A 13158-nucleotide genomic window follows, 5' to 3' on the forward strand; every position below is an offset into this window, starting at 1 on the left:
GCGGCCACCGTGGCTGTGATTGAGTGGTTCCATGCCTCTTCCCTGGTCCGGTCCTGCAGTCAGGGGCTTGTCCGTACCGAACTTTTCCCTTCAGGGCCCCGCCGTTCAGACCCTGTCCGCGGCTGCCATGGGAGCCCTCCTGCTGGCCAGCGCGGGCAAGCACTTCAGGGATCCCGGCTTCTACCGCGACGTCGTTCCGGACTACCTCTGCCGCCGGGACGCGGAACCGGATCCGGAACCCGGTGCGGCCCACACTGTGGTGCCCAACCATCCTGTGCCCAACCATCCCCTGGCCGTCCTGTCCCGGGATGAGTGGATCGCCGTGAGCGGACTGCTGGAGCTGGCCGCCGCCGTCGGAATCCTCCTCCCGCCCACACGGAAGCTGACCGCCAACGCCCTCACAGCGATGTTTGCCGCATTCCTGGCGGGACACGCTGACGCACTGGCGAAGGCTTATGGTCCGCAGGGTACGCCCCGCCGGCGGAAGATCCACACCGTGCGGTTGCCGCTCCAGGCACCGTTGATCCTCTGGGCCTGGAGCCTCCGGAAGCCCATCCAAAAGGCACGCAAACCTGGAGGCTGGGTGTGAAACTCCTGGCCTCGCCGGCGGTCAGGGTGGGGATTTCCATCAGCATCGCCACTGGCCTTTACGGGGTGTCCTTCGGAGCGCTCGCAGTGACCTCGGGGCTCAACCTGTGGCAGACCATGGCCCTGAGCCTGCTCCTCTTCAGCGGTGGTTCGCAGTTCGCGTTTATCGGTGTGGTGGCAGGTGGAGGTTCGGGCATCGCCGCAATGAGCGCAGCAACCCTGTTGGGCATGCGCAACGGCATCTACGGCATGCAGTTGAACGCACTGCTGCGGCCCACCGGCTGGCGCAAGTTTGTCGGCGCGCAGCTGACCATCGACGAATCAACGGCCACCAGCACGGGCCAGGCGGACCCGGCCGAGCAGCGGCGGGGATTCTGGACTGCAGGGATCGGCGTCTACGTGCTGTGGAACCTCTTCACCGCCGTGGGCGCGCTCGCCGGGAGCGGACTGGGCGATCCCAAGCAATGGGGGCTCGACGGCGCCGCGGTGGCCGCCTTCCTGGCGTTGCTCTGGCCGCGGCTTAAGGGCCGCGAACCCATTGCCATCGCGGTGGTGTGTGCGGTGGCCACCGTTGTCGCCGTTCCCTTCGTGCCGGCGGGGGTGCCCATCCTGGTGGCCGCCCTGGTGGCCGCGCTGGTGGGCTGGTTCAGCCACGGCCGGCGCGACGAGGGCCTTGAGCCGGACGTCGAGCCCTATGGCGGACACCGTGACCATCACCCTGGCCGGCAGCAGGACGCAAGCCGCCCGTATCCGGGTGCGCAGGGGAGCGAAGGCACGGATCCGGGGGCAGGCGCATGAGCCTGTGGATCTGGCTGCTTCTTGCCTGCGCGCTGGCGTACGCCTGGAAGATCGTGGGCTACTTCGTGCCCGCCAGGTTCCTCGAGGACCCGCGCACATCCCGGGTTGCGGGCACCATGACCATCGGCATGCTGGCCTCCCTTACCGTGGTGAATGCCGTCGTGTCTGGCCAGGGTCTCGCGGCTGACGCCAGGCTGGGGGCGCTTGCCGCGGCCGCACTCGCGCTGGCGTTCCGCGCACCCTTCCTGGTGGTGGTCATCGCCGGGGCCGGCACCGCTGCCCTGCTGAGGGCATTGGGCTGGAGCTAGTTTGGCAGGCGTCTGCATAAATTAGTGATGGGGGTCACTTCCCCGGCGCGGCGGCGGCTGTACTATGAAATCGGCTTATGCAGTTGGCCATGGCATTCCTACGAACGGCGACCATGGAAAATCAGCTGTATCCCGCAGGCGGCTTGGCGGACAGACCCCGCCACAAGGACGCCCGACGGCGGGCGGGCCTCCCAGCCAAACGCTTCTTCAGGCGCTTTTCCCGCCTTTCAGACGTGCCGGAAGAGGACCTGGAAATTCTCGCCCAAAGGCTCCGGGAGGCATTCGACCTGGACCCGTCGTCGTCCGTTCCAGCGCTGCAGGCCCTGGTGCGTCAGGAACTCCGCAAGCGGGCAGACGCGGGCAACGCCTAGCGGGCCAGCATCGCGGGGCCAGGTGTGGTGGACTGGAGGAGATGCAGCCCACACCAGGCGGCCACCAAAGGAGGAATCGAGATGGACGAACAGTCACGGCCTGATAAGCCGCAGGACGGCCAGGGCACAGAGGACACCGAAGGGAAGGCTGGGGAAGCGCGCAGCGCCGGAATTCCTGCCGCTGAGCAAACCGGCAAGCTGCGGCCCGCCTACCTGGACCCACGCGGCTCCGAGGCAACGCGTGAATTACGGGACACTGCACGGCGGCGCCGGGATGCCGAGGAGAAACTCCAGCAGCACCTGATGGAGGCGAAGCACCACATCCCCAACGAGTTCCATGAGCACCATGACCACGAACCCCAGTCACACGGGCATCCTGAGCCAGGACAGCCATCAGAACAGCCCCGGCCCGGCACCCAAGGCGGAGAAACCGGCACTGGAGAAAACGGGGAAAATCCCTGACGGAACGCTCCCGATACCGGGGAAACACTCCTGACAGCCGGGCAGCGCCGGCCGGCTGTCAGGGGCTCGATACAGCGGTAGCTACGCCACGCCGTGGGCTGCGCCGTCGGGCGAGACCGACCTGCGGCAGCTTTCTTCCACGCCCATCTCGTACCACACCTGCGCGCCGAACTCGGGCTCGGGGGTATCAAGGTTTTGGTACAGGGCGTCAAGCAATTCGACGAGTTCCGCGGTTGTCAGCGCAGGGAGGACTTCTTCCGGCCCACGGGCGTCAGTGAGGTAGTGGAAGAGTTTTGATCTGGTCATCGCAGCGCGGCGGTTGCAGGGTGGATACGCAGGAAAAGTTCCATGGGTCGCTCCATCTCGGACTATTCGAGGCTGGCTGCCTAACCCCGCTCTGAGTTTATTGCACGTGTTGTGTGCCGACAATGGTGCCCCCGGGGATGCCGGGTACTGCGGCAGCAGGGACGGGCACCAGCACGGGAAGCGGGCGTGGCGGGCGGACCGTACGGATGGCGTCCTCGACCAGTGCCAGCGGACGGCGCCATGCATCGGAGCCCGGCTCCATGGTGTCGACAACGCCGATCAGCATGGCCAGCAGCCGGAACATGTCCGTCATGGTGATGTCCGTGCGCAGGCTTCCCTGGCCTTGCCCGCGCACCAAAAGGATGCTGATCGACTCCATGAGGGACCCGGTAATGCCGGTGAGGAGTTCGCGCCGGCCCGCCACAGCGCACAGCAGGTTGGCGTCGTCGCTTGCCGCAGCCATCAGGGCCTCGAGCACGCGCAGCAGCCCGGCAGCGGCATCGATATCGGCCAGGGCGCCGTCCATGACGGGATCCACGGTAAGCCGGAGCTGCCGGTTCAGTGCCGCCAGGACCAGTTCTTCCTTGTCCGCGAAGTTGCGGAACAGGGTTGCGGGGCCAACGCCCGCGGTGGATGCGATGGTTTGGAGCGGTACTTCCGGGCCGAACTCCCGGAAGCACTGGCGCGCCGCCGTGATGATTTTGTCCACGTTCCGCGCTGCGTCTGCGCGGAGGGGCTTACGGGCGACTGCGAGGCTCATGCCCAAAAGGGTAGCAACGGAGTCTTCGGCCACCATGGTTACTCCGGGGTAGGAGCTTATGTGACGGCGCGCTCCCGCGTTTGGGCCTGCGGCAGTCCGGGGACCGCGTGCGAAACTTGGAGGCATGTTGCTTGCATTTTCTGTTGCTCCGTCAGGCGTTCCCAGCGAAGGTTCCCGGCCAAACGATGCGTCCGTGCACGACGCCGTTGCAGCCGCCGTGAAGATCGTCCGGGAATCCGGGCTGCCCAACCAGACCGATTCCATGTTCACCACCATTGAGGGTGAGTGGGATGAAGTGTTCGACGTCGTAAAGCGCGCCACCGAGGCGGTCGGACGCTACGGCAGCCGCGTCTCACTGGTGATCAAGGCCGACATCAGGCCCGGTTACAGCGGCGAGTTGACGGCAAAGGTGGACCGCCTCGAAAACGCCATGGCCCAGGAGTCCTAAGCCTGTCCTGAGCCTCCGCGCCGGGGCTGGCGTGGGCCCGGCTAAAGTGTCTGGACCGCCGGAACGCCGCGTGCCAAACTGTGCCCATGTTCGAGCACAAACCCCGGCCGGAATGGATTGCCACCGAGGAGTTCCTGTCCCGCACTGTGGTGCATCCGGACGAGGCGGTCCAGCAGGCCATCCGCACTGCGGCTGACGCCGGCATGCCGGCCATTGAGGTGGCGCCAAACGCCGGGAAGCTCCTGAAGCTCCTGGTCCAGTTGTCCGGCGCCCACCGCATCCTGGAGATCGGGACCCTGGCGGGTTACAGCACCATCTGGATGGGCCGCGGCCTTCCCCACCACGGCAAGCTCGTCACCTGCGAATACCTGCCGCAGCATGCAGAAGTGGCGTGGGCCAACATCGACGCCGCCGGCCTGGGTGAAAGGGTGGAAATCCGGCTGGGCCCCGCGCTGGAAACCCTGGCTGCCCTCGAGGAAGAGGACAGGGAGCCGTTCGACTTCATCTTCATCGACGCCGATAAGCAAAACAACAGCCGCTACCTCGACTGGGCCGTCAAGCTGGGCAGGCCGGGTGCGGTGGTAGTCCTGGACAACACGATCTGGGAAGGGGCCGTCCTGGACCCGGACATGGACCCGGTCAACGCGCCAGGAATCATCGACGCACTCCGGCTGCTCGGCAACCACCCGCGCCTGGACGCCACTGTCATCCAGACGGTGGGTTCCAAGGGGTGGGACGGGTTCGCGCTGGCGCGCATCCTCCCGCAAAAACAGTAAGTAAGCTGTGGAGATGCGTCCGGCGCAGTGCCGGGCATCGTAGAGGGAGGGCTTTTTGCACGCGGCACCTGCTCCTGTACTCCTGGACTCCACGCCCGCAGATTTTTCGCCATGGGTTCCGCTGGTCGAATCCGTCGCCGCCGCAACGGGTGACGTCCCTGCCCTGCTGGCCCTTGCCGTCGAGGCCGGGCGGACGTGGCCGCTGCCCGGTGAGGGGCGGACCGCCGTGTTGTGGGAACTCCTGGCTTCCGTGGCTGCCACCGATGTGGCCGCGGCCCGGGTGCTTGAGCCGCACCTCGACGCCGTCGCCATTCTTGCCCAGGCTGCCCACGCAGCTGAGCCCGGACACCCGTTCCCGGACGGGAGCAGCGATGCCGCTTGGGGCGTCTTCGCCGCAGAGGCACCGGGTGCCCGGCTCGAAGCGCATTCCGCAGGTGCCGGCACCACCCTCAGCGGGTCCAAGCCGTGGTGTTCCCTCGCCGCGGCCCTGGACTGCGCGGTGGTCACCGCCCACACGGACGACGGCGGCAGGGCGGCCTTCGCGGTCAATCTTCGCCATCCCGGCGTGGCATGTGAGGAACCGGAGTGGATCGCGCGCGGGCTCCAGGAAATCCCCAGCGGAACAGTTCACTTCGACCAGGTCCCGGCGAGCCCCCTGGGTGGTACCGGCTGGTACCACAGCCGGCCTGGCTTCGCCTGGGGCGGGATAGGCGTGGCTGCCTGCTGGCTGGGGGGAGCAGTGGGCGTGGCACGGGACTTCCGCAACGGTTTGCTGGCAGGGGCCGAAGCGGGGCGGGAGCCCGACCAGGTGGCACTTGCGGCGCTCGGAGAGGTGGACCGCACGCTCTCGGCTGCCCTGCAGTATCTTGCCCGGACCGCAGCGGGCATCGATGCCGGCACCCTCGGCTCCGCCGGGAACCACAGCGCGTGGAGCGAAGCCCAGCGGGTCCGCGGAACTGTTGCGGCCGCCGTCGAACGCGTCCTTTCCCTGGTGGCTTCCAACCGTGGTCCAGGTCCGCTTGCCTTTGACGGGCCGTACGCCAAGAGGATGGCCGACCTGGCACTCTACGTCCGGCAGCATCACGGGGCACGGGATGATGCCCAATTGGGCCGGCTTGCGCTCAAGGGGGACTGCCCGTGGTGACCTTTTCGCACGCTGACCAGGGAACCGGCGAGGCCGCCTGGGCCGTGAGCGGCCTGGACGCAGCACCCGAGCTGCCGCTTGACCCCGCCGAACTGGCCGGCATGCGCTTCGTGGTCCTGGCGGCGCATCCGGATGACGAGACACTGGGGGCCGGTGGGCTGATGGCGTCCCTGGCGGCACTGGGAGCCGAGGTGGAAGTCCTGCTGTGCACGGCAGGGGAGGGGTCACACCCGGATTCGCCCACCACCTCCCCGGAACAGCTGGCCCACACCCGGCTGGCTGAATTCTCAGCGGCCCTGGCCGCACTGGGCCTGGCGGACCGCTGGGCATTCCTCGGGCTGCCGGACCGCGGACTTGGAGAGCATGCCGGAACCATCGCCAAGGCTGTCCGGGAGGCCGCCCGCCGGCTTCCCGGTGATCCCGACCGGCTGGCCCTCGTGGCACCGTACCGGGCCGACGGGCATGGTGACCACGATGCGCTCGGTGCGGCGGCGGCAGAAGTTGCGCGGCAGGACGGCCACGCGCTGCTGGAATACCCCATCTGGTTTTGGCACTGGGCCGCACCCCAGGTGCCGGAATGGCGGTCATGGCTGCGATTCCACCTGGATGAACCGGCCCGGGCGGCTAAAAGGCGGGCCATGGCGGAGCACGCAACACAGGTGCAGCCCCTGTCTCCGCTTCCCGGCGACGAAACACTCCTCAGCGGGCAATTCCTGGCGCACTTCTCACGCCCCTTTGAGGTCTTCGCCTGGACGCCGGCGCCCACTGCATCCGCGCAGGCGCATTCAAGCGATGACGCGGAACTGGTCTTCGACGGCGTGCATGGTGGCTCCACGGATCCCTGGAACTACACCGGGAGCTGGTACGAGCGGCGCAAGCGGGCGCTCACCCTTGCTGCCCTCCCGGAGGAATCCTATGAAAGCGGCCTGGAAGTGGGCTGCTCCATCGGGACGTTGACAGCCGGGTTGGCTGCCCGGTGCCGCAAGATGTTGGCGGTGGATGCCAGTGGAACCGCGGTCCACCGGGCCAGGCAGCACCTTGCAGGCTGCCCCGGGGTCCGGGTTGAACACTGCGTCGTCCCCGGGGCATGGCCGGGCGGAACTTTTGACCTTGTGGTGGTTTCGGAGGTTGGTTACTACCTGTCCGCGGGTGAGCTGGGCCAACTGTGGGACCGGATCGAAGCGTCCCTGAACCCGGGCGGAACCCTGCTCCTGTGCCACTGGCGGCATCCCATTGCAGGCTGGGAACTCGACGGCGACACCGTCCACGCGATGGCCCGGCAGCGTCTGGGCTGGCGGACCGCAGGACTGTACCAGGAACGGGACTTCGTATTGGAACTCATGGTGGCCCCCGGCCACAAAGCGTCGGCATGACGGTCACGGCTTCAGGGGGAAGCAGCGCTGCCAACAGCATCCGGCAAGTTGCGGTGGTGATTCCCGCGCACAACGAGGAGCAACACCTTAAGCGTGCGCTGACCGCAGCCCGTGACGCGGCAGACCAAGCCGAGTCGGACCTTACCGGCGTACGCGTGCAGGTGGTGGTTGTCCTGGACAGCTGCACGGATGGCTCCGCTGCGGTGGCGGCGGTCTTCGCTGCTGAGGACCCGCGGTACATGGTCCTGCCGGTGGACTTCCGGAGCGTGGGCAAGAGCAGGCAGGCAGGGGCCGAAGCCGCGCTGGAGAACGCAACCAGGCGTTCTCCTGCGGGTGGATCCACGGCAGGTTCTTCGCTGCGGCACGTTTGGCTGGCCAACACGGATGCCGATTCCTGCGTTCCGGAAAACTGGCTGGTGCGCCAACTGGAATTGGCCGCCGGGGGCGCCGACGTCGTCCTTGGATCTGTGGAGCCTGATGGCCACGGCATGCCCCACCACCTCGCTGCCCGATGGCATGCCCGGCATGTTCCAACGGAGAACCACCCCCACGTGTACGGTGCCAACCTTGGGGTGCGTGCCTCGTCCTACCTTGCGGCAGGCGGGTTTCCCGGGGTTGATTTCGATGAGGACCGGGCTCTGGTGGACCGGCTTCGCAGCAGCGGGGCGAGCATGGTTGCCACGGACACAACCCGGGTTCTCACCTCCGGAAGGACCGTGGGGCGGGCGCCGCGGGGGTTTGCCGCCTACCTCCTGGCACTGGCCCAGCCATAGCCGGGACCCTCAACGGCGGGGCAGCATGGGATGCAGAAAGGGCTGCTGCCTTCCGGCAACAGCCCTTTACGGTGCGGACGCAGGTTCCGCGTGCAGGCCTTATACCAAGTCCGGAGCGCTGGCTACGATGTAGTCCGCCGCGGCGGGTCCGGTCATGGAAAGGTTGTTGCTGTCCGGGTTGATCCCGGCATCGTGCATGGCTTCCCAAAGCGCAGCCGGCGGCTGCAGTTCAGCTTTGTGCAGGAGGCACCAGCTGGTGTAGAGGCCGTACAGCTCGTCGCGTCCCAGGCCCAGGCCTGGCTCCCTGTCCGCGACAACTGCTTCGGAAAGAAACTGTTCAAAATGGGTAGCAGGCATGTCCGCTCATAAGGGTTGACCGTGGTGCCGCCGTCTGCTTCAGCGGACCTGCCGGTCTCCAAAGGATCCCGGCGAGGTATTCAAGAAAGTATTGCAGTTCACTGCGCTTTGTCCAGTCAGGGCCTGACCCCCGGGGGGAGGCTGAGGGGGCCGACGGCGACTGGGGGGACTGGCCTCGGTCTCAGAAGAGGCCATCTCACCGCCGGCCCCGCATTGCCCCGGGCCGCATGCCACCCGGGAAACCTCAACAGGACCTCCAAGATGAATTTTCCTCCATCTTGAAGGTCCTGCCTAGTCCCTCTTCCGGTAGCCGGACCGCGCCCGCTACGCCTTCCCGCTTGGCCGGCCGTCGTCGTCGGACTCCCCGTTGCCAGCGCGGTGCTGTACCTTCTCGCGGACCCTGTCGCGGTGCCGCTCACCGTGGTGGCCGCCGTCCCGGCCATTGCCGGCAGGCTGCCCGTCCTGGCTGTCGGCGGAGCCGTTACCGCCGTTCTCCGAGGAGTACTTCTCCCGGAGTTCGCGGCCGTGCTTGATGTCTTCCTCGATCTGCTGCTGCATCTTTTCGCTCTTTTTGGTATCCCGCGGGGGCAACTGGATGGTCTCCTCCGCCTTGATGCCGGCCTGGAGCTGGCGCCCCCGCTCCACTTCGGCGTCGAACTCAGCACCGAAGAGCAGGGACATGTTCAGGATCCAGAGCCAGAGCAGCATGATGATCACGCTGCCCAAGGCGCCGTAGGTCTTGTTGTAGTTGCCGAAGTTACCCACGTAGAAGCCGAAGCCCAGCGAGGCGATCAGGAACACGACCAGCGCGATTCCGGAGCCCATGCTCATCCAGCGGAACTTGGGCTGCTTGACGTTGGGCGTGGCGTAGTAGAGGACAGCAATGATGGCGATGATCAGGACGATCATGACGGGCCACTTGGCGATGTTCCAGACCATGAGGAACGGGCCGCTGAGGCCGATGAGCCCGCCCACGGCCTCGGAGACCGGCCCGCTGAGGACCAGCATGCCGGCCAACAGTGCCACGACGACCACGGCCAGGAGGGTGACGGCCAGCATGGTGCCACGGAGCTTCACGAAGGCGCGCCCTTCATCCACCTCGTAAACCCGGTTCATCGCCCGCCCAAAGGCGCCAACATAGCCGGATGCCGACCACAGGGCGGTGGCAAGGCCGATCACCAGGGTGAGCCCGGCCGCCGGGGCACTCGTCAGTTCCGAGACGGGACCGCTGATCGTATTGACGGTCTCGGCAGGAGCGAAGCCGCGCACGATTTCCAGCAAGGCATTAGTGGTCTTCTGGGGATCGCCAAAGAGGCCAAGAAGTGAGACCAGTGCCAGCAGGGCGGGGAACAGCGACAGGACCGCGTAGTAGGTCAGGGCTGCTGCCAGGTCGGGGCACTGGTCCTTGCTGAACTCCCGGAGGGTCTTCCTGGTTATGTATTTCCAGGACGGTTTGTCCAGGTCCCTCGGGCTGGTGGGTTTCCTTGCGTCGTTTGGATCCGGAGCCTGGCCCGCCTTGGCGGTACTGGTCTCGGAATCGTCGTGAGTGGCCATGGGGTGTCCTCTCAATCAGGGGCGAAACGAACAGGCCGGCCCGCGGAGTGGCGGTGCCGGCCTGCCGAACGAAACTATTGCCTTACGGTGCGGTGCTGGACTGATCAGGTGTTTTGGACGTGGTCTTTGGCGTCGGTGGCGCGGTCTTTGACGTCGGTGGCGGCTTGTTGGCCTTCGAGTTTGACGTTTTGGGCGGCGTCGGTGGCGGTGGCCTTGACGTTTTCCATGGCTTCCTGGGCTGGTTCCTTGAGGTCCTGGGCCATGGTTTTGGCGGCGTCGGTGACCTGGGTTGCCAGGGGCTGGGCTGCGGTTTTGAGCTGGTCCGCGGCTTCGCGTTCCTTCTGGCTTGCCGGGATCAGCGAGGAGACCAGGAGTCCGGCGCCGAAGGCGATCAGGCCAGCGGCGAGGGGGTTGCCGGCGGTTTTGGCTTTGACCTGGTCCGGGGCGGCGGAGACGGCGTGGCCGGCGTCGCTGAGTTTGGTCGAGACGGTGTCGCCTGCCTGGTGGAGGCTGTCGCCGGCGGTGTGCATGGCGTTGGTGGTGTGCCCGGCGCCGGTGGCGGTGGTGTCGTGGACCCTGGTGGTGGCGTTGTCTGCGGCGCCCATGATTTTCTCCTTGACGCCGGTGACGGCGTCTTTGACCTTGTCGGTTTGGCGGTGGACGATGTTGGACGGGGTGACCTTGTCTGCCACGGCGTCCACGTTGGTGCCCAGGCGTGCCCGGGTGGCTTCTATGTCTGCGCGGATGACGTCAGGGTTTTCGCTCATCGGTTTACCTCACCTGGTTTTAGGGTTGGGGGAATTTCTGAGAGGGTTTCCCCGGTTTGGGGCAGGCCTTTGATCTGCTTGAGTTCCTTGCGGCCGATGGAGGCCAGGACGGCGGCGATGATGGCCCAGATGACGGCGACGATCAGTGCGGACCAGCCCAGGGGCATGATGGCGCCCAGGGCCCACATCAGGGCCAGGGAGAGGAAGAGCAGGACGAAGTGTCCGCCGACGCCGGCGCCGGCGAGCATGCCGGCGCCTTTCCCTGCGCGGGAGGTGGATTGTTTGAGTTCGGCCTTGGCCAGTTCCACTTCCTGGCGCATCAGGGTGGACAGGTCCCGGGTTACGTCGCCCAGCAGCTCGCCCAGGGACGCGTTGTCCGCTTTCACATGCGCCGCACTCGGCGGCATTTCCGGAATCTGGCTACTCATTACAGGCCACCCGTCTGGCCGCCCCGGCTGCGGTCCTGCGTGAGGGGGTCGTTTGCCATGGGATCGTCGGCGAGTGCGCGGTCACGCAGCGGATCGTCCGAGAGCTGGTTTCCGGACCACGGTTCTTCCACCAGCTGCGGGCTGTCCAGGCCGCTGGCCGGCCCCGCTGCCTCCGGATAGCTGCTGCCCGGTGCACCGCCGTCGTAACCGGCCGTAGTGGTGGCCGGGCCGGGGAGCTGGACCGGAGGCGGAGGAACGGTCCCGCCGGCAACGGGGCTTGTCTGGTTGTACTGGCCACCGTAGGGGGTGCCGGAGTACTGGCCGGACAGGCCGGATGTCCTGGTGCCGGCAGAAGTGGATGAAGTGTCGGGGGCGCCTGCGGTGAGGCCGCGGGTGAGGCGTCCGGCAAGGACACCGGCGCCGGCGGCGAGGAGCAGGAACGTGCCGGGATTGTTGCGGGCGTACCGCTGGACCTCGGTCAGGAGGTCACCGGGTTCCCGGTTCTCCAGCCAGGACGCAATGGAGGAGGTCCGCTCGGCTGCCTGCCGGACAAGGTCGCTGGCCATGCCCTGCTGGTCCGGGGCGCTGGCCATGCTGTGCAGCTGGCTGGAAATGTTGCGGATGCCCTCGGCGGCCTTCTGCTGCTGCGTGCCGGCCTGGGTGGTCAGGCCCGACTTGGCCTGGTGGAGCAGGTCCTGGGCATTGAGCTTGGCCTCGTGGGCCACATTCGCGGCCTCGCCCTTGGCGGTCTCCGCTACATTCTGGGCGGATCCGGCAGCGGTCCGGGCCACATCGGCTGCTTCTTCCTTGGCAGCGTCTTTGCGCGAGGACGCAGAGGTGTCACCGGTGGTGGGGTAGCCGGTTCCGGCCTCGCCCGCGTATGGGCTGGCGGTTGACGGGAAGGTGGTGGCCTCCCGTTCACCGGGGATTCCTGTGCTGCCCGGAGGAGTCGTGTAAGCGGGGTCCTCGGGCCATTGGTTCTCTGTCATCTTCGCTCTCTCTTTCCAAGAAGGCCGGTTGTTGATCAAGAACCAGCAATACTGGCCGTAAAATGATAAGCATGGTTACTAATAAAAAGTAAGTACCCTTGCTAAGCGAGTTATAACCGTTCCAAAAATGTCAGCCGGAATGGCGAGGGCCTGCCCGGTCACAACGAAGTGGAAAGTGGTGGGAAACATGGATACAGCTCCATGGGTTTGGGTGATAGTTGCCATCGTTGTCATTGCACTGATCGTGGTGCTCCTTTTGGCCGGCGGAAAGCGCCGGAAGGCCCTCCAGCAGAAGCGGGACCAGGAGCACCGGGAAAAGGCGGCAGAGATCCGGCGTGAAGCCGAGAACATGGAAATCGACGCCCGCGAGAGGGAAGCCAAGGCCACTCGGGCACGCGCCGACGCCGAACAGGCACAGGTCGACGCGGCGCGCCTTCGGCAGGAAGCCGAGCAGCGGGCCCATGAGGCGCAGGCCCTGCGCGGCGACGTAGCCAGCCACACCCGGAAGGCGGACGAGCTCGATCCCGACGTCGGCCGGGATGGCCGGCGGGACCAGGCGGCGGGCCCAGACGGCCGCCAGGCGGAATACGGGAATGCCGGCCATGACGGGCGTGGACCTGCCGACGCTGGTGCCGGCCGGGCTACGGGCGGGGACGCGGGATACGTGGAGGGCCGACATGCCGACCTGCCACATGACGGCCGCGGCAGCCGCGGCACGATTGACGGCGGAAACGAGTCGGATATGCCGGTGGGCATGACTGGCGCCGAATCCGAGCGGAGGCGTCATCGCGATGAGACTGGCACCCCGGGAAATACGGGCACTTCGGAAAATCCAACTAGTTCGGAAAATCCAGACACCCCCACGGGACGTGATGCGCGCGGCAGGGAAAACCCGCGTATCTAAGGTCCGCAAGCGGCCGCAGGCGGCGGCCGCAGTGGTTGAGCCCGGGGTCTTA

The 13158-nt window shown here is 66.7% G+C and carries 18 protein-coding genes; 11 read left to right on the top strand and 7 right to left on the bottom strand.

Going from position 1 to position 13158, the window contains the following annotated elements:
- The first annotated feature begins 31 nt into the window (after nt 1-31).
- The 5 genes from ACEN9K_RS03280 (at nt 32) to ACEN9K_RS03300 (ending at nt 2527) form a co-directional block, all read left to right on the top strand.
- Nucleotides 32-589, top strand: coding sequence for a DoxX family protein (locus tag ACEN9K_RS03280; RefSeq protein ID WP_495635170.1), 558 nt, complete (start codon nt 32-34; stop codon nt 587-589).
- On the top strand, nt 586-1386 hold the full coding sequence (locus ACEN9K_RS03285) for an AzlC family ABC transporter permease (RefSeq protein WP_495635171.1): 801 nt from the start codon (nt 586-588) through the stop codon (nt 1384-1386). Before ACEN9K_RS03280 ends, ACEN9K_RS03285 begins: the two co-directional genes overlap by 4 nt.
- Nucleotides 1383-1694 (top strand): AzlD domain-containing protein, encoded by a 312-nt coding sequence (locus ACEN9K_RS03290; RefSeq protein ID WP_144601439.1) that lies wholly within the window; start codon nt 1383-1385, stop codon nt 1692-1694. The genes ACEN9K_RS03285 and ACEN9K_RS03290 overlap by 4 nt, the downstream gene beginning before the upstream one ends.
- Nucleotides 1695-1927: 233 nt before the next feature.
- Nucleotides 1928-2065 (top strand): hypothetical protein, encoded by a 138-nt coding sequence (locus tag ACEN9K_RS03295; RefSeq protein ID WP_223993586.1) that lies wholly within the window; start codon nt 1928-1930, stop codon nt 2063-2065.
- Nucleotides 2066-2146: 81 nt separating this feature from the next.
- Nucleotides 2147-2527, top strand: a complete 381-nt coding sequence (locus tag ACEN9K_RS03300) for a hypothetical protein (RefSeq protein WP_488315161.1) — start codon at nt 2147-2149, stop codon at nt 2525-2527.
- Nucleotides 2528-2608: 81 nt separating this feature from the next.
- On the opposite strand, the gene ACEN9K_RS03305 is transcribed toward ACEN9K_RS03300, so the two are convergent.
- Together ACEN9K_RS03305 and ACEN9K_RS03310 are read right to left on the bottom strand one after the other, a co-directional pair.
- Nucleotides 2609-2833, bottom strand: coding sequence for a hypothetical protein (locus ACEN9K_RS03305; protein WP_018772216.1), 225 nt, complete (start codon nt 2831-2833; stop codon nt 2609-2611).
- 97 nt (nt 2834-2930) lie between these two features.
- Entirely contained in the window at nt 2931-3593 is a 663-nt protein-coding gene (locus tag ACEN9K_RS03310; protein ID WP_051081466.1) for a TetR/AcrR family transcriptional regulator, read from the bottom strand.
- 124 nt (nt 3594-3717) lie between these two features.
- On the opposite strand from ACEN9K_RS03310, the gene ACEN9K_RS03315 reads away from it, so the two are divergent.
- The 5 genes from ACEN9K_RS03315 (at nt 3718) to ACEN9K_RS03335 (ending at nt 8107) form a co-directional block, all read left to right on the top strand.
- Nucleotides 3718-4041 carry a thiamine-binding protein gene (locus ACEN9K_RS03315; protein WP_478222447.1) on the top strand — a complete coding sequence of 108 codons (324 nt, stop codon included), beginning with the start codon at nt 3718-3720 and terminating at the stop codon, nt 4039-4041.
- A gap of 86 nt (nt 4042-4127) precedes the next feature.
- Nucleotides 4128-4817 (top strand): O-methyltransferase, encoded by a 690-nt coding sequence (locus ACEN9K_RS03320; protein ID WP_056389630.1) that lies wholly within the window; start codon nt 4128-4130, stop codon nt 4815-4817.
- Between the two features lie 55 nt (nt 4818-4872).
- A complete protein-coding gene (locus tag ACEN9K_RS03325; RefSeq protein ID WP_478222446.1) occupies nt 4873-5961 on the top strand; it encodes an acyl-CoA dehydrogenase family protein in 1089 nt (362 codons plus the stop codon).
- Nucleotides 5955-7334, top strand: coding sequence for a bifunctional PIG-L family deacetylase/class I SAM-dependent methyltransferase (locus ACEN9K_RS03330; RefSeq protein ID WP_144601445.1), 1380 nt, complete (start codon nt 5955-5957; stop codon nt 7332-7334). Before ACEN9K_RS03325 ends, ACEN9K_RS03330 begins: the two co-directional genes overlap by 7 nt.
- Nucleotides 7331-8107 carry a glycosyltransferase family 2 protein gene (locus ACEN9K_RS03335; protein ID WP_488315157.1) on the top strand — a complete coding sequence of 259 codons (777 nt, stop codon included), beginning with the start codon at nt 7331-7333 and terminating at the stop codon, nt 8105-8107. The genes ACEN9K_RS03330 and ACEN9K_RS03335 overlap by 4 nt, the downstream gene beginning before the upstream one ends.
- 99 nt (nt 8108-8206) lie before the next feature.
- On the opposite strand, the gene ACEN9K_RS03340 is transcribed toward ACEN9K_RS03335, so the two are convergent.
- From ACEN9K_RS03340 to ACEN9K_RS03360, 5 genes are all read right to left on the bottom strand, one after another.
- Nucleotides 8207-8464, bottom strand: a complete 258-nt coding sequence (locus tag ACEN9K_RS03340; RefSeq protein WP_018772209.1) for a hypothetical protein — start codon at nt 8462-8464, stop codon at nt 8207-8209.
- Nucleotides 8465-8788: 324 nt separating this feature from the next.
- Complete coding sequence (locus ACEN9K_RS03345) at nt 8789-10018, bottom strand: YihY/virulence factor BrkB family protein (protein WP_495635172.1); 1230 nt, start codon at nt 10016-10018, stop codon at nt 8789-8791.
- 104 nt (nt 10019-10122) lie between these two features.
- Nucleotides 10123-10785 (bottom strand): DUF3618 domain-containing protein, encoded by a 663-nt coding sequence (locus tag ACEN9K_RS03350; protein ID WP_134164841.1) that lies wholly within the window; start codon nt 10783-10785, stop codon nt 10123-10125.
- Nucleotides 10782-11213 carry a phage holin family protein gene (locus ACEN9K_RS03355; RefSeq protein WP_026265945.1) on the bottom strand — a complete coding sequence of 144 codons (432 nt, stop codon included), beginning with the start codon at nt 11211-11213 and terminating at the stop codon, nt 10782-10784. The genes ACEN9K_RS03350 and ACEN9K_RS03355 overlap by 4 nt, the downstream gene beginning before the upstream one ends.
- Entirely contained in the window at nt 11213-12202 is a 990-nt protein-coding gene (locus ACEN9K_RS03360; RefSeq protein ID WP_495635173.1) for a hypothetical protein, read from the bottom strand. Before ACEN9K_RS03360 ends, ACEN9K_RS03355 begins: the two co-directional genes overlap by 1 nt.
- Nucleotides 12203-12389: 187 nt before the next feature.
- Between ACEN9K_RS03360 and ACEN9K_RS03365 the strand changes: the two genes are divergently transcribed.
- Nucleotides 12390-13106, top strand: a complete 717-nt coding sequence (locus ACEN9K_RS03365) for a hypothetical protein (protein WP_144601192.1) — start codon at nt 12390-12392, stop codon at nt 13104-13106.
- Nucleotides 13107-13158: the final 52 nt, after the last annotated feature.

Source organism: Pseudarthrobacter sp. Pseusp20, assembly GCF_059492155.1.

Bases quoted from the DNA above. Each gene is read 5' to 3' on its own strand.
- ACEN9K_RS03280 (WP_495635170.1), top strand. From the start codon at position 32: ATGCCTCTTCCCTGGTCCGGTCCTGCAGTCAGGGGCTTGTCCGTACCG.
- ACEN9K_RS03290 (WP_144601439.1), top strand. From the start codon at position 1,383: ATGAGCCTGTGGATCTGGCTGCTTCTTGCCTGCGCGCTGGCGTACGCC.
- ACEN9K_RS03300 (WP_488315161.1), top strand. From the start codon at position 2,147: ATGGACGAACAGTCACGGCCTGATAAGCCGCAGGACGGCCAGGGCACA.
- ACEN9K_RS03305 (WP_018772216.1), bottom strand. From the start codon at position 2,833: ATGACCAGATCAAAACTCTTCCACTACCTCACTGACGCCCGTGGGCCG.
- ACEN9K_RS03310 (WP_051081466.1), bottom strand. From the start codon at position 3,593: ATGAGCCTCGCAGTCGCCCGTAAGCCCCTCCGCGCAGACGCAGCGCGG.
- ACEN9K_RS03315 (WP_478222447.1), top strand. From the start codon at position 3,718: ATGTTGCTTGCATTTTCTGTTGCTCCGTCAGGCGTTCCCAGCGAAGGT.
- ACEN9K_RS03320 (WP_056389630.1), top strand. From the start codon at position 4,128: ATGTTCGAGCACAAACCCCGGCCGGAATGGATTGCCACCGAGGAGTTC.
- ACEN9K_RS03335 (WP_488315157.1), top strand. From the start codon at position 7,331: ATGACGGTCACGGCTTCAGGGGGAAGCAGCGCTGCCAACAGCATCCGG.
- ACEN9K_RS03340 (WP_018772209.1), bottom strand. From the start codon at position 8,464: ATGCCTGCTACCCATTTTGAACAGTTTCTTTCCGAAGCAGTTGTCGCG.
- ACEN9K_RS03345 (WP_495635172.1), bottom strand. From the start codon at position 10,018: ATGGCCACTCACGACGATTCCGAGACCAGTACCGCCAAGGCGGGCCAG.
- ACEN9K_RS03350 (WP_134164841.1), bottom strand. From the start codon at position 10,785: ATGAGCGAAAACCCTGACGTCATCCGCGCAGACATAGAAGCCACCCGG.
- ACEN9K_RS03355 (WP_026265945.1), bottom strand. From the start codon at position 11,213: ATGAGTAGCCAGATTCCGGAAATGCCGCCGAGTGCGGCGCATGTGAAA.
- ACEN9K_RS03360 (WP_495635173.1), bottom strand. From the start codon at position 12,202: ATGACAGAGAACCAATGGCCCGAGGACCCCGCTTACACGACTCCTCCG.
- ACEN9K_RS03365 (WP_144601192.1), top strand. From the start codon at position 12,390: ATGGATACAGCTCCATGGGTTTGGGTGATAGTTGCCATCGTTGTCATT.